Below are 22211 nucleotides of genomic sequence, written 5' to 3' on the forward strand. Positions count from 1 at the left end.
TCACTACCTCACTAGTGAGGCAGTGATCTAGACGGCAGGTGGCTGCCGTCATCACGCCATGCTCGGGAGCGGCGCACCTACCGCCAAGCAGAGCCGCCGCTCCCGGCTTCCCTCGAAAGGGAGACACCATCATGCCCGCATCACTGCGCGCCGTGCCCGCCCTCGCCGCCGACCCGCTCGCCGACCTGTGCGTCTCCGAGCTGGGAGTGGCGCTGTACGTGTCCTCGCTCGTGATCGACCGCACGGTTAACACCGACCCCGCCGCGCTCATCGACTACGCGGCCGAAGGGCTGGAGCTGCTGGGCATCGAGCGGGTAACCGAGTGGGGACGACGGCTCACCGGGTTCTTGTGGCTGTACGGGAAGGACTTGGAGACCCCGGCCGTCCTTGCCGACCACCGCTCCCGTTTCCCCTCCATGCGCCGTATCCGCAAGTGCCACAGCCTCGGCTGGCTGGTGGGCCGGTACCTGAATGACCGCCACCCCGAGCGCCTGGAGCCCGGCCACTTCCCGGCCGTGCGGCCCCTGATCAACGCGTGCCCCTGCGAGGGCTCCGGCACCCTGACGCTCACCAGCGGGCACCCCTCCTCCTGCCCCGCGCACGACGGCCCCGCCGCCGTCGCGCCGCTGCTGGCGGTGGCGGCATGAGCGCCCTGCTGTCCTGGTCCGAGCTGGACGAGCCCCACCGCGACCGTTGCCCCCGCTGCTCGGCTCGGGTCCCGGCCTGGCGCTGGGTGCGCGTTGACGGCCTGCGGGTCCTGACCCACGACGGCACCACCCTCTGCCCCGCCGACCCCACCTTCGGCACCCTCACCGGCCCCGACCCCGTCGCCCGTCCGCTGGCGGTGGCCGCGTGACCCGCACGCTGCCCGACGGGGCGGACCGCCTCGCGTTAGCGGACCTGGCCCGCCTCACCTCCCGAGGCGACCTCCCCAAGCTCGCCGAGCAGATCCGCCGCACCGGCGGCTGCGCGAACCCGATCCACCTCAAGGGCTTCCGCACCCTCACCCACGCCCCCACCGGCGCGGTGTGGCACCGCTACTCCACCGACCACGAACCCGGCCACCGACTCAAGGTCGCCTGCGGCAACCGACGCGCCTCCCGCTGCCCGGCCTGCGCCCGCACCTACTCCGCCGACACCTTCCACCTCATCCGCGCCGGACTCGCCGGAGACGACACCAAGGGCGTCCCGGAGACGGTGCGCACCCACCCCCGCGTGTTCGCCACCCTCACCGCCCCCAGCTTCGGGCCCGTCCACAACCGGCCCGACAAGGGCATTTGCCGCTGCGGCTCCGCCCACCCGGCCGCCTCGCCGCTCCTGGGCACCCCGCTCGACCCCGGCACCTACGACTACGCCCACGCCGTCCTGTGGAACAACCACGCCCCCGACCTGTGGCGGCGCTTCACCGTCTACCTGTTCCGCACCCTGGCCAAGATGGCCGGACTCACCCAACGCGACTTCCGGGAACAGGCCAAGGTCTCCTTCGGCAAGGTCGCCGAGTACCAGCGACGCGGCGCCGTCCACTTCCACGCCGTGATCCGCCTCGACGGACCCGACGGCCCCGACACACCCCCGCCCCCCTGGGCCACCGTCGCACTCCTGGATGCCGCGATCCGCGCCGCCGCCCGCCGCGCCGGCGTCCCCGTCGCCGCCGCAGGCAACCAGCCCGCCCGCGTCCTCAAGTGGGGCACGCAGGTGGACGTCCGCCCCATCGGGGTATTCGCCACCGGGGAGATCTCCGAACAAGCCGTCGCCTCCTACGTCGCCAAGTACGCCACCAAGAGCGCCGAGACCACCGAGACCGTAGACCGCCGCATCCTGGAACGCCACGAACTCGACCGGCACCAACTCCCGCCCCACACAAGGCGGTTGATCGAAGCCTGCTGGGACCTCGATGCGCTCTACCCCGAACGCCTCCTCGCCCACTGGTCCCACATGCTCGGCTTCCGGGGCCACTTCTCCTCCAAGTCCCCCACCTACTCGACCACCCTCGGCGCCCTGCGCCAGGTCCGCGCCGACTACCGCGCCGAACAGGCCCGCGCAGACCTCCGCGAACGCCTCCTCGCCCAGGGGCTCCCGGACCTGGACGACCTGCCCGAGGCCGAAACCCTCGTCGTCGCCCACTGGGCCTTCGCCGGAGCAGGCAACTCCCCGGGCGAGTCCATGCTCGCCGCCTCGATCGCCCGGGACCTGAACGAACGCTGCACCACCGACCGACAGGAGCTGCACGCGCAACTCGCGCGAGAGGGGGAGGAACTGGCATGGACCGACTGCTGACGGTCAAGGAGGCCGCCGAGGTGCTGGGCACCTGGGAGACCAGCGGGGAGCGCTTCCCCCGTCGCCTCGTCGCCGAACGGCGGATCGCCTTCGTGAAGGTCGGCCGTCACGTCCGCATCCCCGCGGCTGCCCTCGCCGAGTACATCGTCGCCAACACCGTCCAGCCGGTCACCCGGCGGACCCGACGCATGCGGGCGGTGGCCTGATGGCGGGCAAGCGCCGGCAGTTCGGCCGGATTCGGAAGCTGCCGTCCGGGCGTTTCCAGGCGCGGTACCTCGACCCGAACGGTGTGCTCCGCCCGGCACCCGAGACGTTCGAGACCAAGATGGACGCCGATGACTGGCTGGCCGAAGTGCAGACCTCGATCCGCAAGCAGGACTGGCGCGACCCGGACGCCGGGGCGGTCAACTTCGCCGAGTACGCCGAAGCGTGGATCACCGAGCGCGGGTTGATGCCGACGACGGAGGAGCTGTACCGGCGCCTGCTCCGGCTGCACCTGGTCCCCGCCCTCGGCGCGTGGGACCTGGACGAGATCACGCCCCCGCGCGTCCGGACCTGGCGGGCCGAGCTGCTGACCAGCGGCAAGGCGACCACCACGGCGAAGGCGTACCGGCTGCTCAAGGCCATCATGGCGACGGCGGTCGACGACGAGCTGATCCGCCGCAACCCGTGCCGGATCAAGGGCGCGGGGAAAGAGAGCGCGCCCGAACGCGGCACCGCTTCCATCGAGAAGGTCTACGAGCTGGCCGAACTGGTCGGGTCGCGCTGGCGGTTGATGGTGCTGCTGGGCGCCTTCACCACGCTCCGCCCGGAAGAACTGGCCGAGCTGCGGCGATCGGACCTCGACCTGGTCGCGGGGACGGTCCGCGTCCGGATGGCGGCCCCCGAGCTGAACACCGGCCGCCGCGCCCCGGGCGACACCAAGACGGAGGCGGGCAAGCGGACCATCACGATGCCGGCCGCGATGCTCCCGGACGCCCGGCTGCACCTGGAGCTGTTCGCGGAGAAGGAGCCGGACGGCCTCCTCTTCGTGGGTGAACGTGGGGCCCCCTTCCGACGCACCAGCTTCGGACGCATCTGGCGTGCGGCCCGGGTGAAGGCGGGCCTGCCGGGCTTCCGCTTCTACGACCTGCGGCACACCGGCAACACCCTGGCGGCCTCGACCGGCGCCAGCCTCAAGGAGCTGATGGCCAGGATGGGGCACGCCTCGGTCCGGGCCGCGCTGATCTACCAGCACGCGACCAGCGAGCGGGACCGGAAGATCGCCGACGGCATGGACGCCGAGATCGCCCGGCAGCTCGGCGAGGGCACGGACCCCTCGGAGCGGGCATAGGGCACGCCGGGGACACGTGATCCCGGAATTGGTCCAGACAACGAAGAAGCCCCAGGTCGCTGACCTGGGGCTTTCTCATGGAGCGGGTGACGAGAATCGAACTCGCGCTCTAAGCTTGGGAAGCTCATGTTCTACCATTAAACTACACCCGCAGCCGACGGCCCGTCAGTGACGGCCCGATCAAGGACCACTGTACCCCATGGTGCGGGGCGGTGAGCACAGGGTTCCGGTGGCGGCGAGCCTGGGTGGGTGGTGTCCGGTAGATCCCCTAATGTGACGCTGTCGGCGGAGAGTGCGGGAAGGGGACCGATGGAGCAGCGCACCGTGGTTCGTTGTGTCGAGGGGCACGTGTTCAGTACGGCGGCGTTTCCGATGCAGCATCTGCAGGCGGGGCGGTTGGGGCCGGGGCGGTTGTTGCGGTGTCCCGGGTGCGGGCGGTTGCGGAGTTCGGTGCCAGCGGACGTGTCGGAGCTGTCGGCGGACGAACTGGCGCGCGGGCTGCGGCTGGTGGCGGTGGAGTCGCTGTCGTAGCGGGTGGCCGGAGCGGTCCACGGGGCGGGCGCTTTTGGGGCGCCCGCCCCGTGGCACGTACGCTCGGGGGCGTGCTGCTCTCCGACAACGACATCCGTGCCGAGATCGACAAGGGGCGGGTCGTGATCGACCCGTTCGAGTCGTCGATGGTCCAGCCGTCGAGCATCGACGTTCGACTGGACCGGTTCTTCCGGGTCTTCGAGAACCACCGCTACCCGCACATCGACCCTTCGGAGGAGCAGCCGGACCTGACGCGGCTGGTCGAGCCGGACGGGGACGACGCGTTCATCCTGCACCCGGGCGAGTTCGTGCTGGCGTCCACCTTCGAGGTGATCACGCTGCCGGACGACGTGGCCTCGCGGTTGGAGGGGAAGTCGAGCCTGGGGCGGCTGGGGCTGCTGACGCACTCGACGGCGGGGTTCATCGACCCGGGGTTCAGCGGGCACGTGACGCTGGAGCTGTCGAACGTGGCGACGCTGCCGATCAAGCTGTACCCGGGGATGAAGATCGGGCAGCTGTGCCTGTTCCGGCTCTCCTCGCCGGCCGAGCACCCGTACGGCTCGGCGCGCTACGGCTCGCGGTACCAGGGGCAGCGCGGCCCGACGCCGTCCCGCTCCTACCTGAACTTCCACCGCACCCGGATCTGAACGGACGTGCGGACGAGGGCCGGCCCCGACGGACGGGGCCGGCCCTCGGCGTGTGCGGGGGCGGGCGTCAGGCGCGGACGGGGGTGGTGACGGCGACGAGTTCGGTGCCGTCCGCGGTGAGGGTGAGTGCGGTGCACAGGCCGGTGAGCTGGCCGAGGTGGTGCAGGTGGGTGCCGCCGCAGGCGATGGCGGCGGGGCCCTCGGGGAGTTCGGCGTGCCAGCGGCGGCGGGCGGTGAGTTCGGGGCCGGGGGTGTCGATGCCGACGGGGGCGTCGGCGGCGACCCAGGCGGCGAGCCGGGCGTTGACGTCCGCGGTGAGGGCGGGGAGGGCGTCGGCGAGGGCCGGGAGGGCGTCGGTGGCGTCGACGGTGAAGCCCTTCTTCTTCAGCGACTTGCCGATCCGGTAGGTGTCGGTGCTGGCGGTGGTGTCCATCACCGAGCCGTCCATGGCGAGGCTGTCGAAGTCGGGGTGGCCGAGGGCGTCGGTGCGGCCGGGGTCCTTGCGCCAGCGCGGGGCGAGGGCGGCGTTCAGGGCGAGGGCGAGCAGGTGGCAGCCGGTGTGCGCGGCGGAGAGCGCGGCGCGGCGTCCGGCGTCGACGGCGAGCTGGGCGGTGCGTCCGACGGCCTCGGGTCCGAGCGCGCCGGCGGGCAGCACGTGCAGCACCAGCCAGGACCAGTCCTCGTCGCCGCGCCGGACCGGGATGTCGGCGCCGACCGCGAACTCGCCCGCGGGCCCGGCCGCGCCGGTGAGGCAGTCGACGACGGGGTGCGCGGTGCCGTCGACGGTGAGGGTGCCGTGGTCGGCGGGCTGGTCGGGCCAGGTGTGGTCGACGGGGTGGAACGGGGTCGCCGCGGTGACCACCGCGGTGCGGCCGTCCGGCAGGGCGTGCACGGCGAGGACCGGCGACTCGCCGGTCACCTCCCCGGCCGGAAAGCTGACGTGGGTGGTGGGCAGGCTCATGCGCGGGCTCCGGACGGGGTGCGAGGGTGGGTCGAACACCTCACCCTACAAACCCGGTCGGACCGGGCCGGACGCCCAGCCCGGGGAGGGGGTCCGGCCGAATCCGGGGCTCCGGGCCCGGGCGCTGCGCCTCAGCCCAGGGTCGGCAGCTTGATCAGCACCAGCAGCGCCAGCAGCTGCACCGCCGCCGCGCCGGCCGCCTTGCCCCAGGGCAGGTCGTGAATCCGCCGCACCATGGTGGTCAGCAGGACCGCGCAGCCCACCCAGGTCGCCCAGCCGACCACCTGCACGACCGGGTTGCCGGCCGGCAGGAAGAGGGCGAGCAGCAGCCGCGGGGCGTCGGTGGTCCAGCTGATCAGCGCGGCCAGGCCGACCGTGGACTGCCAGGGGCCGTCGCCGCCGGACTGCCGGGCCAGGACGTAGGTGACCGCGGAGAGCACCCCGCCGGCCAGCGTGAAGGCGACTGCGGCGCCGCCGATCGCCCACAGCGCGACCGCGAAGGTGGAGTGCACCACCTGGTCGTAGGTGGAGTCGAGGGCGAACACCGCGAGCACGCCGTACAGCAGCGACACGCACAGCGCGGGCAGCCACACCTGGTGGTCGCGCATCCGGTCGAAGGTGGCGCCGGGGCTGCGGTACATGCCGACCAGCAGCTGCCGCCAGGGCAGCCGGGGCCCGCCCGCGTGCGGCGCGGCCTGGCCGCCGGCCCGGTAGACGGCGACGTTGTCCGCCGCCCCGGGGGCGTAGCCGCCCGGCTCGGGGCCGTCCGGGTGGTGGCCGTAGCCGTAGCCGTCCTGCCCCGCCGGGTGGCCCGGGTGGCCGCCGTACCCGTCGTCGTAGCCCTGGCCGTCGTAGCCCTGGCTGTCGTAGCCCCGGCCGTAGCCGTCGTCGTACGGGTACGGCTGCTCACCGTAGGGCTGGTCGCCGTAGGGCTGCTCGCCGAGCGCGAAGGCCCTGGTGTGGCCGGGGCCGGTCGCCGGGGCCGGTGGGCCCGGGGTGCGGGGCGGTGAAGTACTCGGGGGCGCCGGTGGGCGCGCCGGGGTACGGGTCGCCCTGGGGGGTGCCCGGTGCGGGTGCCGTCCAGCGCTGCCGGGGATCGGCGCCCCGTCCGTCGTCGTGTCGATTGCCAGCCACGCCTCGACGGTACCCGCAACGGCTGACCCACCGTCGGGTGATCATGGCGGTGGGGCCGGATTGCAGCCGTCCTGTGACGGTGCGCCCGGATTCGGCCCGACGTGTTCCGGCGGAGTCCGAGCGGGAGGGCTCAGCCGGTGACGCCGGCGCCGGGCGCGTGCACCGCGGCGGCGTTGCTGAGGCCGGCCTCGCAGCCGCCGGGGCCCGCCGACAGCCGGACGGCGCCGACCGGGAGCCGGGTGCCGCAGGCGATCCGCAGGCCGGACGGGAGCTCGTTCTCGGCCTCCAGGACGGCGCCGTCGCCGATCACCACGCCGTCCAGCGAGCAGCGCTCACCGACCTCGGCGTAGGCGCCGACGATGGAGTCCCGGACGTACGCGCCGGCCTCGATCCGGGCGCCGGGCAGCACCACGCTGCCCTCGACGATGGCGCCGGCGGCGACCCGGGCGCCCTCGGAGACCACGGTGCCGGAGCTGAGCACGGCGGCCGGGTCGACGTGCGAGCCGGGCAGCAGCAGCGCCTCGCCGGTGGGGCCGGGGACGGCCGGGGAGTCGACCTTGCCGAGCACCAGGTCGGCCGAGCCGCGGACGAAGGCCCCGGGGGTGCCCAGGTCCAGCCAGTAGGAGGTGTCGACGACGCCGCGCAGCAGCGCGCCGGTGGCGAGCAGTTCGGGGAAGGTCTCGCGCTCGACCGAGACCTCGCGGCCGGTCGGGATGCGGTCGATCACCGAGCGGGTGAAGACGTAGCAGCCCGCGTTGATCTGGTCGGTGACGATCTGCTCGGGGGTCTCGGGCTTCTCCAGGAAGGCGAGCACCCGGCCGTCCGGGTCGGTCGGGACGAGGCCGAAGGCGCGCGGATCGGCCACCCGGGTGAGGTGCAGGGTGACGTCGGCGCCGGAGGCGCTGTGCCCGTCGCGCAGGGCGGCGATGTCCAGGCCGGAGAGGATGTCGCCGTTGAAGACCAGCACCGGCTCGTCGGGGCCGCAGGTGAGGCCGGTGGCGGCGTTGCGGATCGCGCCGCCGGTGCCCAGCGGCTCCTCCTCGGTGAGGTAGACCAGTTCGATGCCGTAGGGGCTGCCGTCCTGGAAGTGGTCGACGAAGACCTCGGCGAGGTAGGAGGTGGCGAGCACCACGCGGGTGACGCCGGCGGCGGCGGCCCGGGCGAGCTGGTGCGCGATGAACGGGACGCCCGCCACGGGCAGCATCGGTTTCGGCGTATGGGTGGTCAACGGACGGAGGCGGGTGCCCTTGCCTCCGACCAGCATGATCGCCTGGGTCATGGTGCTGTCTCCCGTGGTCGAATTCCGGCGGCCCGGCACGACAGGGTCCGGTGCGCTCGCTCGGTGAACTGGCCGGGGCGGCGTGCCATGGCCTCCGACGGAACCGGTCCTTCCCGCGGTTCCGTCGCACACTCTATTTGCTCGAACATCGCCTGAGTGCCACCACCCCGGTCGATCGTGCGTGCGGATCGGCGCTCCGGGGCCGGGCCGCGGCCCCGGTGCCGTACTCCGGTCCGGACGCGGCCGGACCCCGGGGCCGCGACGGGCGCCCGGGGTCCGGGTGGTGCGGGGGTGCAGGTGGTGCAGGTGGTGCGGGGGTGTCAGGCCTCGACCGGCTCCGCCTCGGCGGCGGGGGCGGCCTTGACCGACTCCAGCAGCAGCTGGGCGACGTCGACGACCTTGAGGTGCTCCTTGGCCGCGCCCTCGTTCTTCTTGCCGTTGACCGAGTCGGAGAGCATCACCAGGCAGAACGGGCAGGCGGTGGAGACGATGTCCGGGTTCAGCGACAGCGCCTCGTCCACCCGCTCGGTGTTGATCCGCTTGCCGATCCGCTCCTCCATCCACATCCGGGCGCCGCCGGCGCCGCAGCAGAAGCCGCGCTCCTTGTGGCGGTGCATCTCCTCGTTGCGCAGGCCGGGCACCCGGCCGATGATCTCGCGCGGCGGGGTGTAGACCTTGTTGTGCCGGCCGAGGTAGCACGGGTCGTGGTAGGTGATCAGGCCCTCCACCGGGTTCACCGGCAGCAGCTTGCCCTCGTCGATCAGGTGCTGGAGCAGCTGGGTGTGGTGGATGACCTCGAAGTGGCCGCCGAGCTGCGGGTACTCGTTGGCGATGGTGTTGAAGCAGTGCGGGCAGGTGGCGACGATCCGCTTGGTGGGGGCGTCCTCCAGCGCGGCGTTCAGGGTCTCGACGTTCTGCGCGCCGAGCATCTGGAACAGGAACTCGTTGCCGAGGCGGCGCGGGGAGTCACCGGTGCAGGTCTCCTCCTTGCCGAGGATGGCGAACTTCACGCCCGCGGTGTGCAGCAGTTCGGCGAACGCCTTGGTGGTCTTCTTGGCCCGGTCCTCCAGGGCGCCGGCGCAGCCGACCCAGTAGAGGTACTCGACCTCGGCGGGGTCGATGTCCTCGCCGATCACCGGCACCTCGATGCCGGTCTCCTTCTTCAGCTCCTTGACCCAGTCCAGCCGGGCCTTGGTGGCCAGGCCCCACGGGTTGCCCTTGTTCTCCAGGTTCTTGAGCATCGTCCCGGCCTCGGTCGGGAAGCTGCTCTCGATCATCACCTGGTAGCGGCGCATGTCGACGATGTGGTCGATGTGCTCGATGTCGACCGGGCACTGCTCGACGCAGGCGCCGCAGGTGGTGCAGGACCACAGGACGTCCGGGTCGATGACGCCGTTCTCCTCGGCGGTGCCGATCAGCGGGCGCTCGGCCTCGGCCAGGGCGGCGGCGGGGACGCCGGCGAGCTGCTCGGCGGTGGCCTGCTCCTCGCCCTCCATGGACTTGCCGCCGCCGGCCAGCAGGTAGGGCGCCTTGGCGAAGGCGTGCTCGCGCAGGCTCATGATCAGCAGCTTGGGCGAGAGCGGCTTGCCGGTGTTCCAGGCCGGGCACTGCGACTGGCAGCGGCCGCACTCGGTGCAGGTGGAGAAGTCGAGGATGCCCTTCCAGGAGAAGTGCTCGACCTGGGAGACGCCGAACACGGCGTCGTCGGCCGGGTCCTCGAAGTCGATCGGGGCGCCGCCGCTGGTCATCGGGCGCAGCGCGCCGAGCGCGGTGCCGCCGTCGTCCTCGCGCTTGAAGTAGATGTTGAAGAAGGCCAGGAAGCGGTGCCAGGCGACGCCCATCGAGGGGTTGACGCCGATGGTGATCGCCCAGGCGAAGGAGATGCAGATCTTCAGCATCGCGAACAGGTAGACCAGGTTGACCAGGGTGCCGTGCGCGGTGCCGTGGAAGGCGGCGGCGATCGGGTACGAGACCAGGTAGGCCGGGTCGTAGGAGTCGACGCCCTCCAGGGCGCCCTCCAGGCCGCGCAGCATCATGATGCACAGGCCGATGCCGAGGATCGTGTACTCGACGTAGAACGCCTGCCAGGCGATCGAGCCGGCGAACCGGGACTTGCGGCCGGCCCGGGAGGGCAGGCTGAGCAGGCGGATCACCATCAGGGTGAGGATGCCCAGGGTGGTGAGGGTGCCGATCAGCTCGACGAAGATGTTCCACGGCAGCCAGTGGCCGATGACCGGGAGCACGAACTCGGCGTCGAAGAGCTGCCCGAAGGCGTTCACCAGGGTGAGCACCAGCGAGAAGAACCCGACGGCGACGAACCAGTGGGCGACGCCGACGACGCCCCAGCGGTTCATCCGGGTGTGGCCGAGGAACTCCTTGGCCACGGTGGCGACCCGCTGCGCGGGCTGCCCGAATCGGGTGCCGTCGGCGGAGCCGGTGCGCACCACCTTGTAGATGTACAGCGCCGCACGGGCGGCGAGCGCGGTGCCGATCACGAATGTGACCAGCGAGATGACGATCGCTGCTAGCTGCATCGGCTCTCCGTCTCCAGCGGCTCTGGTCCGAGTCTTCCCTTGGGTCCCCCCGCAGATTGTACTGGTCGGTAACTTGCAGGGTCGACGCGCCGGACATTACCGCGCGTTAACACTCCGCCAGAAGATGTTCAAGGTATGGCGGCAGTCACTAAGCCCAGACTCACCCGTCCGGAGCAGCCGCCGGACCCCTCGCGACATAAGCGCTCAGTAAAGTTGAGCGACACGGACTCAAAGCTGTTGACGCCGCCCGATCGGTCGTGCATCCTTGAGTCCGTACTGCTCAACTTCTCCTCGGAGGTATTCACGATGGCACGCGCGGTCGGCATCGACCTCGGTACGACGAACTCCGTCGTCAGTGTTCTTGAGGGCGGTGAGCCCACGGTCATCACCAACGCCGAGGGCGCTCGGACCACGCCGTCCGTCGTCGCCTTCGCCAAGAACGGCGAGGTGCTCGTCGGCGAGGTCGCCAAGCGGCAGGCGGTCACCAACGTCGACCGCACCATCCGCTCGGTGAAGCGCCACATGGGCACCGACTGGAAGATCGGCATCGACGGCAAGGACTTCACGCCGCAGCAGATCTCCGCCTTCGTCCTGCAGAAGCTCAAGCGGGACGCCGAGGCCTACCTGGGCGAGACGGTCACCGACGCCGTCATCACCGTCCCGGCCTACTTCAACGACTCCGAGCGCCAGGCCACCAAGGAGGCCGGCGAGATCGCGGGCCTGAACGTCCTGCGCATCGTCAACGAGCCGACCGCGGCCGCCCTGGCCTACGGCCTGGACAAGGACGACCAGACCATCCTGGTCTTCGACCTCGGCGGCGGCACCTTCGACGTCTCGCTGCTGGAGATCGGCGACGGCGTGGTCGAGGTCAAGGCCACCAACGGCGACAACCACCTCGGCGGCGACGACTGGGACCAGCGGGTCGTCGACCACCTGGTGAAGGTCTTCCACTCCGGCCACGGCGTCGACCTGTCCAAGGACAAGATGGCCGTCCAGCGCCTGCGCGAGGCCGCCGAGAAGGCCAAGATCGAGCTGTCCTCGTCCTCCGAGACCTCGATCAACCTGCCCTACATCACGGCCTCCGCCGAGGGCCCGCTGCACCTGGACGAGAAGCTCACCCGCTCGCAGTTCCAGCAGCTCACCTCGGACCTGCTGGACCGCTGCAAGGTCCCGTTCCACAACGTGATCAAGGACGCCGGCATCCAGCTGTCCGAGATCGACCACGTGGTCCTGGTCGGCGGCTCGACCCGCATGCCGGCCGTCGCCGAGCTCGTCAAGGAGCTGACCGGCGGCAAGGACGCCAACAAGGGCGTCAACCCGGACGAGGTCGTCGCCATCGGCGCCTCCCTGCAGGCCGGTGTCCTCAAGGGCGAGGTCAAGGACGTCCTGCTGCTCGACGTCACCCCGCTGTCCCTCGGCATCGAGACCAAGGGCGGCATCATGACCAAGCTGATCGAGCGCAACACCACGATCCCGACCAAGCGCTCCGAGATCTTCACCACCGCCGAGGACAACCAGCCCTCCGTGCAGATCCAGGTCTACCAGGGCGAGCGCGAGATCGCGGCGTACAACAAGAAGCTCGGCATGTTCGAGCTGACCGGCCTGCCGCCGGCCCCGCGCGGCCTGCCGCAGATCGAGGTCACCTTCGACATCGACGCAAACGGCATCATGCACGTGGCCGCGAAGGACCTCGGCACCGGCAAGGAGCAGAAGATGACCGTCACCGGCGGCTCCTCGCTGCCGAAGGACGAGGTCAACCGCATGCGCGAGGAGGCCGAGCGCTACGCGGAGGAGGACACCAAGCGCCGCGAGGCCGTCGAGACCCGCAACCAGGGCGAGCAGCTCGTCTACTCGACCGAGAAGTTCATCGCGGACAACGCGGACAAGCTCCCGGCGGACGTCAAGACCGAGGTCGAGACCGCCATCGGCGAGCTCAAGGAGACCCTCAAGGGCGAGGACGTCGCGGCCATCCGCACCGCCACCGAGAAGGTCTCCACCACCGCCCAGAAGCTCGGCGCGGCGCTGTACGCGCAGGCCGACGGCGCGGGCGCGGCGGCCGGCGCGGCCGGGGCCGGCGAGGCGGGCGCCAAGGAGGACGACGTGGTCGACGCCGAGATCGTCGACGACGAGAAGCCCAAGGGCGGTGCGGCATGACGGAGAAGCCGCAGGGCGAGCAGCCCGGCGACGACTCCGCCGCCGAGGAGGCCGTGCTCAAGGCAGCCGAGGAGGCCGTCGCGGGTGCGGGTGCCGACGAACTGGCCGCCGCCAAGCGCGAGGCCGGCGAGCGCACCGCCGACCTGCAGCGGCTCCAGGCCGAGTACCAGAACTACCGCAAGCGGGTCGAGCGCGACCGGGCCACCGTCCGGGAGATCGCGGTCTCCAGCATCCTGGAGTCGCTGGTCCCGGTGCTGGACGACATCGGCCGGGCCCGCGAGCACGGCGAGGTGACGGGCGGCTTCAAGTCGGTCGCCGAGTCGCTGGAGACGGTCGTCGCCAAGCTCGGGCTGCAGCAGTTCGGCAAGGAGGGCGAGCCCTTCGACCCGACCATCCACGAGGCGCTGATGCACAGCTACTCGTCGGACGTGACGGAGGACACCTGCGTGCAGATCCTCCAGCCCGGGTACCGGATCGGCGAGCGGATCATCCGCCCGGCGATGGTCGCGGTCGCGGAGCCCCAGCCGGGCACCCAGACCACCGGCGAGCCGGACGGCGACCAGGCTGACGGCCCGTCCGACAGCTGAGTAGAGTCCCCGTGCGCTGCGGAGTCGTACGTCGTCCAGTACGACGGCCGGCTCCGCAGCGCCGTATCACGGCACCGCACCGCGCGGTGCCGGCAGGCAACAGAACTTCGGGATTCCGGGAGGTGGCGGTCAAAGGCCATGAGCGCTAAGGACTACGTGGAGAAGGACTACTACAAGGTCCTCGGCGTGCCCAAGGACGCCACCGCCGCAGAGATCAAGAAGACGTACCGCAAGCTGGCCCGCGAGTTCCACCCGGACGCGAACAAGGGCGACGCCAAGGCCGAGGAGCGCTTCAAGGACATCTCCGAGGCGTACGACGTGCTCTCCGACGAGAAGCGCCGCAAGGAGTACGACGAGGCCCGCTCGCTGTTCGCGGGCGGCGGCTTCCGGCCCGGCGGGGCGGGCGCGGCCGGGGGCTTCGACTTCGGCGACCTCTTCAACGGCGGGAGCGGCTCGGGCGGCGGCGGGATCGGCGACGTGTTCGGCGGCCTGTTCAACCGCGGCGGTCGGCAGACCGCCCAGCCGCGCCGCGGGGCCGACGTCGAGACCGAGGTCACGCTGAACTTCGAGGAGGCCGTGGACGGCGCGACGGTGCCGCTGCGGATGACCTCCCAGGCCGCCTGCCGCGCCTGCGCCGGGACGGGCGCCAAGGCCGGCACCACCCCGCGGGTCTGCCCGACCTGCGTCGGCGCGGGCACCGTCAGCCGGGGCCAGGGCGCCTTCGCGCTCTCCGAGCCCTGCCGGGACTGCAAGGGCCGCGGCATGATCGTCGACGACCCGTGCACCGTCTGCCACGGCAGCGGCCGGGCCTCCTCGGCCCGCACCATGCAGGTGCGCATCCCGGCCGGGGTGCAGGACGGCCAGCGAATCCGGCTCAAGGGCAAGGGCGCCCAGGGCGAGCGCGGTGGCCAGCCCGGAGACCTGTACGTCACGGTGCACGTCGACCCGCACCCGGTGTTCGGGCGCAAGGGCGACAACCTCACGGTGACCGTGCCGGTGAGCTTCCCCGAAGCCGCGCTGGGCGGCACCATCGAGGTGCCGACCCTGAACGGTCCGGCCGTGAAGCTCAAGCTGCCGCCCGGCAGCGCCAACGGCCTGACCATGCGGGCCCGGGGCAAGGGCGCCACCCGCAAGGACGGCACCCGCGGCGACCTGCTGGTCACCGTGGAGGTCTCGGTGCCCAAGCACGTCGACGGAGACGCGCTGACCGCACTGGAGCAGTACCGCGAGGCCACCGCCTCGGACGACCCGCGAGCCGCCCTGTTCAAGGCGGCGGAGGGAGCGTGAGACCCCGATGAGTCCCCATCCCGACAGCAGCCGCGACGGCACCGGCCGGATCGGCCCCGGCCCCGGCCTGGGCGAGGGCCTGCCCGGCGGCGGCCGCCCCCGCGCCGCCGCCCCGCCGTACGTGCTCACCGAGGACACCCCGGTCTACGTCATCTCGGTGGCCGCCGAACTCTCCGGGCTGCACCCGCAGACCCTCCGCCAGTACGACCGCCTCGGCCTGGTCAGCCCCGACCGCACCGCCGGCCGCGGCCGCCGCTACTCCGCCCGGGACATCCAGCAGCTGCGCGAGGTCCAGCGGCTCTCCCAGGACGAGGGCATCAACCTGGCCGGCATCAAGCGGATCATCGAGCTGGAGAACCAGGTCGCCGCCCTGCAGTCGCGCGTCAGCGAACTGGTCGACGCCCTGGAGAGCGCCGCCGCCACCCTCCAGCAGCGCGAGGCCGCCGTGCACGCCTCCTACCGCCGCGACCTGGTCCCCTACCAGCAGGTCCAGCAGTCCAGCGCGCTGGTGGTCTGGCGGCCCAAGCGCTGAGCGCCCGGCACCGAGCCGCCGACACCCCTCCCGTTCGGGGGGTGCCGGCGGCTTCCGCGTCCTGTCAGAGTTCTTTTCCGGAGCGCCGCCCGCCTGTCCGCAGTCCGGTAATCCGAGGGGGATCGGGAGACCTTCGCTCTATGATGCGGGCCGGAGGGCACGCGCCGGATCCACCAAAGGCCCCAGCTCAGGCAAGGAGTCATGGACATGAGCACTGAGCGGAGGAACCCCGCCGCAGCCCCTGGCCTTTCCCCCGAGGCCCGGGCCCTCTACACCCGGGCCGTGCAGAGCGGCGGGAAGCTGACCGGGCGCCACGCCCTCCCCGCCGACCGGGACGACCCCGCGCTGCACGAACTGCTGGACGTCGGGCTCCTGCAGCCCGAGGTGGGCCCGGCCGGGACGTACGCGGTGAAGGACCCCCAGCAGCTGGCCGAGGCATTGTCACTGGGCTTCCAGCTGGAAGCCACCAGAATCCTGCACCGCTCGATGGCGACCACCCAGGCCCTGCAAGAACTCCACCAGGAGTACCTGGCCTACATCGCGCACCCCGAATCCGGCGGCGCCATCGAATACGTCCAGGGCCGGGGGAACATCAACGAAAACCTGGCGGCGATCATGGCCAGTGCGTCGAATGAAATGCTCACGGCACAACCCGGCGGGGGCCGCGGCGAGGACGCCCTGAAGATAGCGATCGCCCGCGATATGGAATTCGTGGAACGCGGCGGGACGATCAGGACCATCTACCAGCCGAGCGCCCGCTATTCGAACCCGACGATCAGCTACGTCCAGGCGGTGACCCAAGAAGGTTGCCAGGTGAGAACACTGGACGAGGCCTTCGCCAAGCTGATCGTGATCGACCGGAAGGTCGCCGTGATAACCGTCGGCGACGAGCAGAACCGGGACCGCGCGGCCTTCGTCCGGGACGACGCCGTCATCGACTACATCGTGGGCGTCTTCCACAGCCAGTGGGAACGCGCCATCCCCTTCACCGGCGGCCACGAAATACCGCCGCAGGTGGTGTCCAGCATGCGCAAGCAAATCATCCGCATGATGCTGGAGGGCATCGCGCACCGCACGATCGCCCGGCGCATCGGCCTCAGCGAGCGCACCCTCGCCCGCCACATCGCCGAAATGCGCGAGGAGTACGGGGTGGAGACGCTCTTCCAGCTCGGGTGGAAGATCGCACAGGCCGAGGGGCCGACGGGCTGAGCTCGGCGGCCCCTCGACGCCGGGGCCTACCAGTGGCTGTCCATGTCCGCCACGAGGGCCTTCTGCACCACAGTGGTCTCGGAGGCGCTCCAGTAGGAGTCCGCGCTCGCCGGGCCGGCTCCGAGAAACACAGTGATGCCCAGCAGAACAGCCGCGATCAGGATACGACGGACCTTCAGCACAACATCACTCCTTTCGGGACAAATCCATCGCGAGCATCGCCCGCTCGAACGATGGTCGCACCAATTTCCGACATATGATTCCCCATCAACCGCCCTCACGTCACCCCACCCCCCTCATCATGCCGAGGATCGGCCGCTGAAATGTGCATGTCGGCGCGCACGAAGGGGGGCCGCGGGCCGAGGTGTCATCTATCCGCCAGGCAGCCAGATGCCACCGTGCGCCAGTGGACTCGTTGACACCCGGCGATGGACGATCAGCTAGTCGTAACCGCAGTAGCACAATCCAGCGCGTCCACCGCACCGGCCGCCGAACCCGGAGCGCGGCAATCTCCGGGTCCTCAACCGCCGTTCCGACGGACAGGGGGCATCGGACCCGACGGCCGAATCACCACACCCGGAGTCGACATGAGTGAGCACCACCTGCAACACCGCGCCGAGGGGCGCCGCGCACGCGTGTTCCTGGCCGCGCCGCTGATGCGGCTGACCGGCCCGGCGGACAGTGTGGTGACGCTGGCCAGCCGGACCAGGCTGACCACGCTGCGCAGCACGCTGCTGGACAGCGGGGCCGCGGTGTACAGCGCGCACCACAGCGACGCGTGGACGGTGGCCGGACGGGCGCCGGAGCAGCGGGTGCCGTCGGACTTCCGGGCGATGCAGAGCGCGGACCTGGTCTTCGCGTACGTGGGCGCCCCGCTGTCGGCCGGGGTGAGCCTGGAGCTCGGGTGGGCGTCGGCGCTGCGCAAGCCGATCGTGCTGCTGGTGGACGAGGCGATCACGCACAACCCGTTGATCGCCACCATCGAGCAGGTCTCGCCGGTGCTGCCGCTGGTCTTCGACGACACCTGGTCGCAGGAGGCGCTGCACCACACCGTGGAGACCGCGCTGGACTGGGCCGGGATGGCGCTGTCGCTGCGCGGCGGCTTCTGGACCGCGCCCGGCGACCAGTTCCCGCGGCCGCGCCGCGAGCACACCGGCCCGTACGGCTTCTGGTCCCCGGAGATCGCCACCGGCTGACGGCCCGCCCGCCCCGCGCCACCGGCCCGCCCGCCCGTCCGCTCCCCCGGTCACCCGGCTCCCCGCATCTGCCAGCCCAGCTGGAAGAGGGTCTCCGCGCCGTGGAGTTCGCGCAGCCGGGAGATGTGCGCGGCGACGGTCCGCTCGCCGAGGCCCAGCCGGGAGGCGACGGCCTTCTGGGTCAGGCCCCGGGCGAGCAGCCGGCCCACCTGCTCGTGGACCGGCACCGCGCTCTCGTCCGCGCCCCCGTGCTCGGCGGAGCGCCACTGGACCCGCTCGGCCCGCTCCCAGTCCCGCTCGAAGGCGGCGACCAGGAACGCGACCACCGCCGGGTCCTCGATGAAGGCGGCACTGGAGTCGTCGGCCGACGCCGGGACGACGGCGATCCGGCGGTCGAAGACCAGCAGCCTGCTGAACGGTTCGCTCAAGGTGCGGAACCGGCCGCCCCAGCCGGTCACCCTCTCCGCCCAGCGCACCGTCGGCCCGTCCAGCAGCGCGGTCGGCTCGTGGACGGTGCGGACGGCCGCCCCGCGCTCCAGGAAGCGGCGGGTGCGCTCCGGCGACCGGTCCAGCAGGGGGGTCGACCCGGTCCCGCCGGGGTGCAGGGACAGTTCCTCCTCGCGCGCCTCGTCCGCCAGCCGCCGGACGCGCTGCCGGATCTGCTCGGTCCGCTCGACGTGCTGCACCACGCTGGAGCGGTCGGCCCGGCGCGGGGTCGCGTCGTAGGCCTGGGTGAGGTCCTCCAGCAGCGCGGGCAGCTCCTCCGCGCGCAGCAGCATCCGGGTGCCCTCGGCGCGCAGTCGGGCGCTGATCCGGTCGCCGACCGCCCGCGGGTCGGCCGCCGTCAGCACCTGCGCGGCGGCGTCGTGCACCAGCAGCCCAAGCTCCAGCAGCCGCAGCACCCCGGCCGGGTCCTGCTCGACCGCCTCCCGGAACGCCACCCGCCCGCCCTGGTCCAGGACCTGCTGGTAGAGCCGCTGCTCCGCCTCGCTCGGCAGGGCGACCGGGTTCGCCTCGCTCACGGGTCCCGCTCCTTCTCAGCCGTCCGCGCGGGGCGCTGCCCCCGGCGGCGCGGCGGGTCGTCCGGACGCCCCGCGCAGCTGCCAGCCCAGCTGGAACAGGGTCTCCGCATCGTAGAACTCCCGCAGCCGGGCGATGTGCCCGGCCACCGTCCGCTCCGAGAGCCCCAGCCGGGAGGCGATCGCCCGCTGGGTCAGGCCCGCGGCTAGCAGGTCGGTGAGTTCGGGCGGCACGCCCGTCCCGCGCGGGCGGCCGGCGGCGGCGTGCCAGTCGACGGTCGCGGCGCGGGCCCAGTCGCGCTCGAAGCGCTCGACCAGCAGGGCGACCAGGACGGGGTCCTCGACGAAGGCGGCGCTGGAGTGGTCGGCGGCGGCCGGGATGACGGCCACCTTGCGGTCGAAGACCAGCAGCCGGGTGAACGGCTCGTCCAGGACCCGGATGCGTTCGCCGAGGTCGGTGACGTCGGCCGCGTAGGAGGCGGTGGGCGGGTCGGCGAGCGCGCCGGGCGCGTACAGGGTGCGCAGGGCGATGCCGGCGTCCAGGTGGGTCCGGGTGAGTTCGAGGGACTGCCGCAGGAACTGCCGCGGACGGGCGCCGCCGGGCTGGGCGGCCAGGATCTCCTCGCGCGTCTCGGACTCGACCTGGAGGATGCCGTGCCGGATCTGCTCCACGTCCCGGACGTGGTGCACCACGCTGGAGCGGTCGTCCCGGCCGAGCGCCGACTCGTAGGCCAGGCTGAGCGGTTCGAGCAGCGCGGGCGTCTCCTCGGCCCGCAGCAGCAGCCCGGCCCCCTCGGCCCGCATCCGGGCGCCGAGCCGGCCGACGGCGGTGCGCGGGCTGACGGCGGTCAGCGACTCGTCGACGGCGTGGTGCACCAGCAGTCCGAACTCGACCAGGCGGTGCACGGCGTCCGCGTCCAGCCGCGCCGCCTCGCGGAACATCATCCGGCCGCCCCGGGCGAGGACTTCGCGGTACAGGGCGCGTTCGGCGTCGCTCAGCAGGGGGTTCACCTCGTTCCCTCCCGCACCGGCCGGCCGGTGGCGGTGCGCGGGTCGACGGCGGTGGGCCGCTCGCTCCCATCGTGCTGGACCGGCGGCCCGGGGGCGAGCAGCCGCGCGGGGAGGGGGGCGGGTCCGGGCCGGGGCGGCGGGGTGTCAGGCACCTGGCTTCTCCCGCCGCATCAGCCAGCCGAGTTGGAAGAGCGTCTCGGCGCCGTGCAGGTCGCGCAGGCGGGAGATGTGGCCGGCGACGGTGCGCTCGGACAGGCCCAGCCGGGAGGCGATCGCCTTCTGGGTCAGGCCGGCGGCCAGCAGGCGGCCGACCTGGGCGGAGGCGGTCCGGGCGGGGTCGCTGTCCAGGAGGCTGTGCCAGGGGACGCGTTCGGCGCGGGCCCAGTCGCGTTCGAAGTTGGCGACGATCATGCCCACGGTGGCGGGGTCGGAGAGCACCGCGGCCCGGGAGAAGTCCTCGGCGGCGGGCACCACGGCGGTGGCCCGGTCGAAGACCAGGGTGCGCTGGAAGGGCTCGTCGAGCAGTCGGACCTCGCCGCCGGCCCTGGTGACGGTGGCGGCGTAGCGGATCACGGCGGGCTCGGTGAGCACGGTCGGCTGGTAGAGGGTGAGGATGCGGCAGCCGCGGCGCAGGACCGGCAGTTCCTGGCGCAGGGACAGTTCCAGGGCGGCGGGCAGCGGCTTCCCGGGCTGCGAGGTCAGGGCCTCCTCCCGGCAGGCGGAGCCGAGTTGGGCGATCCGCTGACGGATGTGCTCGCGTCCGGTGATCTGGAGGTCGGCGGGGACGGGTCCGGCCGGGCGGGGCACGCTGTCGTAGGCGGCGATCAGCGGTTCGAGGTCGGCGGCCAGGCGTTCGGCCCGGTTGAGCAGGCGGGTGGCCTCGGCGTTCATCTCGGTGCCGAGGGTGTCGGCCACGAAGCGGGGGTTGACGGCCAGGTAGGAGCCGTCGTGGCCGTCCAGCATCAGCAGGCCGGTGCGCAGCAGCCCGGCGAGGGCGGGCCGCTGCGGGGCGGGGAGGGCGTCGGCGGCGACCCGGCCGCCGGCTTCCAGGACGTCCAGGTAGAGGCGCCACGCCTGCGCGTCGATCGGCCCGCAGGCCGGAGCGGGGGCGGTGGCGGGGGTCGGGTCAGCCACGTCCGCCGCCGCCTCTCATCAGCCAGCCGAGCTGGAACAGGGTGCCGGCCCCGTACAGGTCGCGCAGGCGGGAGATGTGCCCGGCGACGGTGCGCTCGGACAGGCCCAGGCGGGTGGCGACGGCGCGCTGGGTGAGGCCCTGGGCGAGCAGGCGGCCGACCCGTTCGGTGATGGCGCGGGTCAGGGTGCGGCTGTCGAGGCCGTGCCAGTGGACCTGCTCGGCGCGGGCCCAGTCGCGTTCGAAGCCGGCCACCAGGTAGGCGATCGCGGCGGGGTCCTCGACGAACGCGGCGCGGCTGTGGTCCTCGGCGGCGGGGATCACGGCGATCCGCCGGTCGATGACGATCAGCCGGAGGAACGGCTCGTCCAGGACGCGGAGTTGGGCGCCGTGCTCGGTCATCGTGGTGGCGTGCCGGACGGCGCTGTCCTCGGTGAGCGCGACGGGCTGGTAGAGGGCGCGCAGGGTGGCGCCCCGGCTGAGCATCCGCCGGTCCTGGGTGTGGGCGAGTTCGAGGACGGCGGGCGGGCGCAGCCCGGGCTGGGCGCTGAGCAGTTCGAGGCGGCAGTCCGAGACCAGTTGGGCGATCCGCAGCCGGATGCCCTCCTGGCCGTCGATGTAGACGGCCTGCCTGGTCCGGTCGGCGGGCCGGGGGACGGCGTCGTAGGCGCGGGCGAGCGGGTCGAGCGCGGCGGGCAGCCGGCCGGCGTCGAGCAGCAGGCGGGTGGCGCGGGAGCGCAGGTCGGCGCCGAGGCGTTCGGCGACGGCCCGCGGGCTGACCGCGACGTAGCAGCCGTCGATCCGGTTGGGCAGCATCAGGCCGATCGCCACCAGCTGCTCCAGCAGGGCCTGTTGGCGCTCGGGGGTGAGGTCGGTGCCGAGCGGGGGCGGCGCGTCCAGCGGGATGCGGCCGCCGGCGGCGAGGACGGCCAGGTAGAGCCGGGTGGCGTCCTCCTCGGGCAGTCCGGCGTCCGGGTCGAACGGGGGCCGAAGGACAGGCCGCCGAGGGGGTGTTCGCCGGGGGGCGGGATGTCGGGGGACGGGCCGTCGAGGGAGGCGTCGCCGCAGGCCGGGTCGCCGAGGGACGGGCCGTCCGGCGTGCCGGGGACGCCGGGGGTCACGGGTGGGGCCGACGTCACGGGTGCGCCGGACCGGTCGGTGTCCGGATCGGACTTCGGGTGGTCCGCTGCCACGTCGAGCACTCCCTGCCGTGTTCCTCCGTTTGCGGATGATGATCCCAGAGGGCCGTCGGGCTCGACGGCGGGAGTCACCCCCGCGGGCCGGGCGCGCCCCCCGGGCCGGGTGCCGTCGGCACCCGGACCCCGGAGGACCCGCTCGTGTCACGCCAGCGTCATGGCGCTTCGGCGAGGCGGAGCAGCAACGCCTCG

General features: G+C 72.5%; 22 protein-coding genes, 1 tRNA gene and 1 pseudogene. 13 read left to right on the forward strand and 11 right to left on the reverse strand.

Going from position 1 to position 22211, the window contains the following annotated elements:
- Positions 1–131: 131 nt before the first annotated feature.
- Genes QMQ26_RS17565 through QMQ26_RS17585 form a run of 5 tightly spaced genes read left to right on the forward strand, consistent with a single transcriptional unit; the run spans position 132 to position 3610 of the window.
- Positions 132–647, forward strand: a complete 516-nt coding sequence (locus QMQ26_RS17565) for a hypothetical protein (RefSeq protein ID WP_282206310.1) — start codon at positions 132–134, stop codon at positions 645–647.
- Positions 644–856 (forward strand): hypothetical protein, encoded by a 213-nt coding sequence (locus QMQ26_RS17570; RefSeq protein ID WP_282206311.1) that lies wholly within the window; start codon positions 644–646, stop codon positions 854–856. The genes QMQ26_RS17565 and QMQ26_RS17570 overlap by 4 nt, the downstream gene beginning before the upstream one ends.
- Positions 853–2277 (forward strand): replication initiator protein RepSA, encoded by a 1425-nt coding sequence (gene repSA, locus QMQ26_RS17575; RefSeq protein ID WP_282206312.1) that lies wholly within the window; start codon positions 853–855, stop codon positions 2275–2277. The genes QMQ26_RS17570 and repSA overlap by 4 nt, the downstream gene beginning before the upstream one ends.
- Positions 2262–2483, forward strand: a complete 222-nt coding sequence (locus QMQ26_RS17580) for an excisionase family DNA-binding protein (RefSeq protein ID WP_282206313.1) — start codon at positions 2262–2264, stop codon at positions 2481–2483. Before repSA ends, QMQ26_RS17580 begins: the two co-directional genes overlap by 16 nt.
- A complete protein-coding gene (locus QMQ26_RS17585) occupies positions 2483–3610 on the forward strand; it encodes a tyrosine-type recombinase/integrase (protein ID WP_282206314.1) in 1128 nt (375 codons plus the stop codon). The genes QMQ26_RS17580 and QMQ26_RS17585 overlap by 1 nt, the downstream gene beginning before the upstream one ends.
- A gap of 78 nt (positions 3611–3688) precedes the next feature.
- On the opposite strand, the gene QMQ26_RS17590 is transcribed toward QMQ26_RS17585, so the two are convergent.
- Positions 3689–3762, reverse strand: a tRNA-Gly gene (locus QMQ26_RS17590).
- 157 nt (positions 3763–3919) lie between these two features.
- On the opposite strand from QMQ26_RS17590, the gene QMQ26_RS17595 reads away from it, so the two are divergent.
- Together QMQ26_RS17595 and dcd are read left to right on the forward strand one after the other, a co-directional pair.
- Positions 3920–4141: a hypothetical protein gene (locus QMQ26_RS17595; RefSeq protein ID WP_100837305.1), complete on the forward strand. Its 222-nt coding sequence runs from the start codon at positions 3920–3922 to the stop codon at positions 4139–4141.
- A 71-nt stretch (positions 4142–4212) separates the two neighbouring features.
- Complete coding sequence (gene dcd, locus QMQ26_RS17600; protein WP_100837304.1) at positions 4213–4788, forward strand: dCTP deaminase; 576 nt, start codon at positions 4213–4215, stop codon at positions 4786–4788.
- 67 nt (positions 4789–4855) lie between these two features.
- Here the strand turns inward: dcd and QMQ26_RS17605 are convergent, their stop codons facing one another.
- From QMQ26_RS17605 to QMQ26_RS17620, 4 genes and pseudogenes are all read right to left on the reverse strand, one after another.
- Positions 4856–5749, reverse strand: coding sequence for an alanyl-tRNA editing protein (locus QMQ26_RS17605; RefSeq protein ID WP_282206315.1), 894 nt, complete (start codon positions 5747–5749; stop codon positions 4856–4858).
- Positions 5750–5880: 131 nt separating this feature from the next.
- Complete coding sequence (locus QMQ26_RS17610; RefSeq protein ID WP_282206316.1) at positions 5881–6390, reverse strand: Yip1 family protein; 510 nt, start codon at positions 6388–6390, stop codon at positions 5881–5883.
- 698 nt (positions 6391–7088) lie between these two features.
- Positions 7089–8162 (reverse strand): annotated as a pseudogene (locus QMQ26_RS17615) (sugar phosphate nucleotidyltransferase); the annotation flags it as partial.
- 320 nt (positions 8163–8482) lie between these two features.
- Complete coding sequence (locus QMQ26_RS17620) at positions 8483–10696, reverse strand: (Fe-S)-binding protein (protein ID WP_282206317.1); 2214 nt, start codon at positions 10694–10696, stop codon at positions 8483–8485.
- Positions 10697–11002: 306 nt separating this feature from the next.
- On the opposite strand from QMQ26_RS17620, the gene dnaK reads away from it, so the two are divergent.
- From dnaK to QMQ26_RS17645, 5 genes are all read left to right on the forward strand, one after another.
- Complete coding sequence (gene dnaK, locus QMQ26_RS17625; protein WP_100837299.1) at positions 11003–12850, forward strand: molecular chaperone DnaK; 1848 nt, start codon at positions 11003–11005, stop codon at positions 12848–12850.
- The gene (grpE, locus tag QMQ26_RS17630) at positions 12847–13437 is read left to right on the forward strand and encodes a nucleotide exchange factor GrpE (RefSeq protein ID WP_100837298.1); all 591 of its coding nucleotides are present in this window, start codon (positions 12847–12849) and stop codon (positions 13435–13437) included. Before dnaK ends, grpE begins: the two co-directional genes overlap by 4 nt.
- A gap of 138 nt (positions 13438–13575) precedes the next feature.
- Positions 13576–14724: a molecular chaperone DnaJ gene (gene dnaJ, locus QMQ26_RS17635; RefSeq protein WP_100837297.1), complete on the forward strand. Its 1149-nt coding sequence runs from the start codon at positions 13576–13578 to the stop codon at positions 14722–14724.
- Positions 14725–14731: 7 nt separating this feature from the next.
- Positions 14732–15256: a heat shock protein transcriptional repressor HspR gene (locus tag QMQ26_RS17640; RefSeq protein WP_282206318.1), complete on the forward strand. Its 525-nt coding sequence runs from the start codon at positions 14732–14734 to the stop codon at positions 15254–15256.
- Between the two features lie 207 nt (positions 15257–15463).
- Complete coding sequence (locus QMQ26_RS17645) at positions 15464–16465, forward strand: hypothetical protein (protein WP_159073133.1); 1002 nt, start codon at positions 15464–15466, stop codon at positions 16463–16465.
- Positions 16466–16491: 26 nt separating this feature from the next.
- Here QMQ26_RS17645 and QMQ26_RS17650 read toward each other — a convergent pair whose 3' ends face one another.
- A complete protein-coding gene (locus tag QMQ26_RS17650; protein WP_159073132.1) occupies positions 16492–16647 on the reverse strand; it encodes a hypothetical protein in 156 nt (51 codons plus the stop codon).
- 405 nt (positions 16648–17052) lie between these two features.
- On the opposite strand from QMQ26_RS17650, the gene QMQ26_RS17655 reads away from it, so the two are divergent.
- Positions 17053–17661 (forward strand): hypothetical protein, encoded by a 609-nt coding sequence (locus tag QMQ26_RS17655; RefSeq protein ID WP_030905655.1) that lies wholly within the window; start codon positions 17053–17055, stop codon positions 17659–17661.
- Positions 17662–17711: 50 nt separating this feature from the next.
- Here the strand turns inward: QMQ26_RS17655 and QMQ26_RS17660 are convergent, their stop codons facing one another.
- From QMQ26_RS17660 to QMQ26_RS17680, 5 genes are all read right to left on the reverse strand, one after another.
- The gene (locus QMQ26_RS17660) at positions 17712–18683 is read right to left on the reverse strand and encodes a helix-turn-helix domain-containing protein (protein WP_100837295.1); all 972 of its coding nucleotides are present in this window, start codon (positions 18681–18683) and stop codon (positions 17712–17714) included.
- Between the two features lie 15 nt (positions 18684–18698).
- Positions 18699–19691: a helix-turn-helix domain-containing protein gene (locus tag QMQ26_RS17665; protein ID WP_282206319.1), complete on the reverse strand. Its 993-nt coding sequence runs from the start codon at positions 19689–19691 to the stop codon at positions 18699–18701.
- Between the two features lie 144 nt (positions 19692–19835).
- A complete protein-coding gene (locus QMQ26_RS17670) occupies positions 19836–20825 on the reverse strand; it encodes a LuxR C-terminal-related transcriptional regulator (RefSeq protein WP_282206320.1) in 990 nt (329 codons plus the stop codon).
- Positions 20818–21654 (reverse strand): LuxR family transcriptional regulator, encoded by an 837-nt coding sequence (locus QMQ26_RS17675; RefSeq protein ID WP_282206321.1) that lies wholly within the window; start codon positions 21652–21654, stop codon positions 20818–20820. The genes QMQ26_RS17670 and QMQ26_RS17675 overlap by 8 nt, the downstream gene beginning before the upstream one ends.
- Positions 21639–22016 carry a hypothetical protein gene (locus tag QMQ26_RS17680; RefSeq protein ID WP_282206322.1) on the reverse strand — a complete coding sequence of 126 codons (378 nt, stop codon included), beginning with the start codon at positions 22014–22016 and terminating at the stop codon, positions 21639–21641. The genes QMQ26_RS17675 and QMQ26_RS17680 overlap by 16 nt, the downstream gene beginning before the upstream one ends.
- Between the last annotated feature and the right edge of the window lie 195 nt (positions 22017–22211).

This window comes from Kitasatospora fiedleri, assembly GCF_948472415.1.
GTDB classification, from domain to species: Bacteria; Actinomycetota; Actinomycetes; order Streptomycetales; family Streptomycetaceae; genus Kitasatospora; species Kitasatospora fiedleri.

Bases quoted from the DNA above. Each gene is read 5' to 3' on its own strand.
- QMQ26_RS17565 (WP_282206310.1), top strand. From the start codon at position 132: ATGCCCGCATCACTGCGCGCCGTGCCCGCCCTCGCCGCCGACCCGCTC.
- QMQ26_RS17570 (WP_282206311.1), top strand. From the start codon at position 644: ATGAGCGCCCTGCTGTCCTGGTCCGAGCTGGACGAGCCCCACCGCGAC.
- QMQ26_RS17580 (WP_282206313.1), top strand. From the start codon at position 2,262: ATGGACCGACTGCTGACGGTCAAGGAGGCCGCCGAGGTGCTGGGCACC.
- QMQ26_RS17585 (WP_282206314.1), top strand. From the start codon at position 2,483: ATGGCGGGCAAGCGCCGGCAGTTCGGCCGGATTCGGAAGCTGCCGTCC.
- QMQ26_RS17595 (WP_100837305.1), top strand. From the start codon at position 3,920: ATGGAGCAGCGCACCGTGGTTCGTTGTGTCGAGGGGCACGTGTTCAGT.
- QMQ26_RS17605 (WP_282206315.1), bottom strand. From the start codon at position 5,749: ATGAGCCTGCCCACCACCCACGTCAGCTTTCCGGCCGGGGAGGTGACC.
- QMQ26_RS17610 (WP_282206316.1), bottom strand. From the start codon at position 6,390: ATGTACCGCAGCCCCGGCGCCACCTTCGACCGGATGCGCGACCACCAG.
- QMQ26_RS17620 (WP_282206317.1), bottom strand. From the start codon at position 10,696: ATGCAGCTAGCAGCGATCGTCATCTCGCTGGTCACATTCGTGATCGGC.
- dnaK (WP_100837299.1), top strand. From the start codon at position 11,003: ATGGCACGCGCGGTCGGCATCGACCTCGGTACGACGAACTCCGTCGTC.
- grpE (WP_100837298.1), top strand. From the start codon at position 12,847: ATGACGGAGAAGCCGCAGGGCGAGCAGCCCGGCGACGACTCCGCCGCC.
- dnaJ (WP_100837297.1), top strand. From the start codon at position 13,576: ATGAGCGCTAAGGACTACGTGGAGAAGGACTACTACAAGGTCCTCGGC.
- QMQ26_RS17640 (WP_282206318.1), top strand. From the start codon at position 14,732: ATGAGTCCCCATCCCGACAGCAGCCGCGACGGCACCGGCCGGATCGGC.
- QMQ26_RS17645 (WP_159073133.1), top strand. From the start codon at position 15,464: ATGAGCACTGAGCGGAGGAACCCCGCCGCAGCCCCTGGCCTTTCCCCC.
- QMQ26_RS17655 (WP_030905655.1), top strand. From the start codon at position 17,053: ATGAGTGAGCACCACCTGCAACACCGCGCCGAGGGGCGCCGCGCACGC.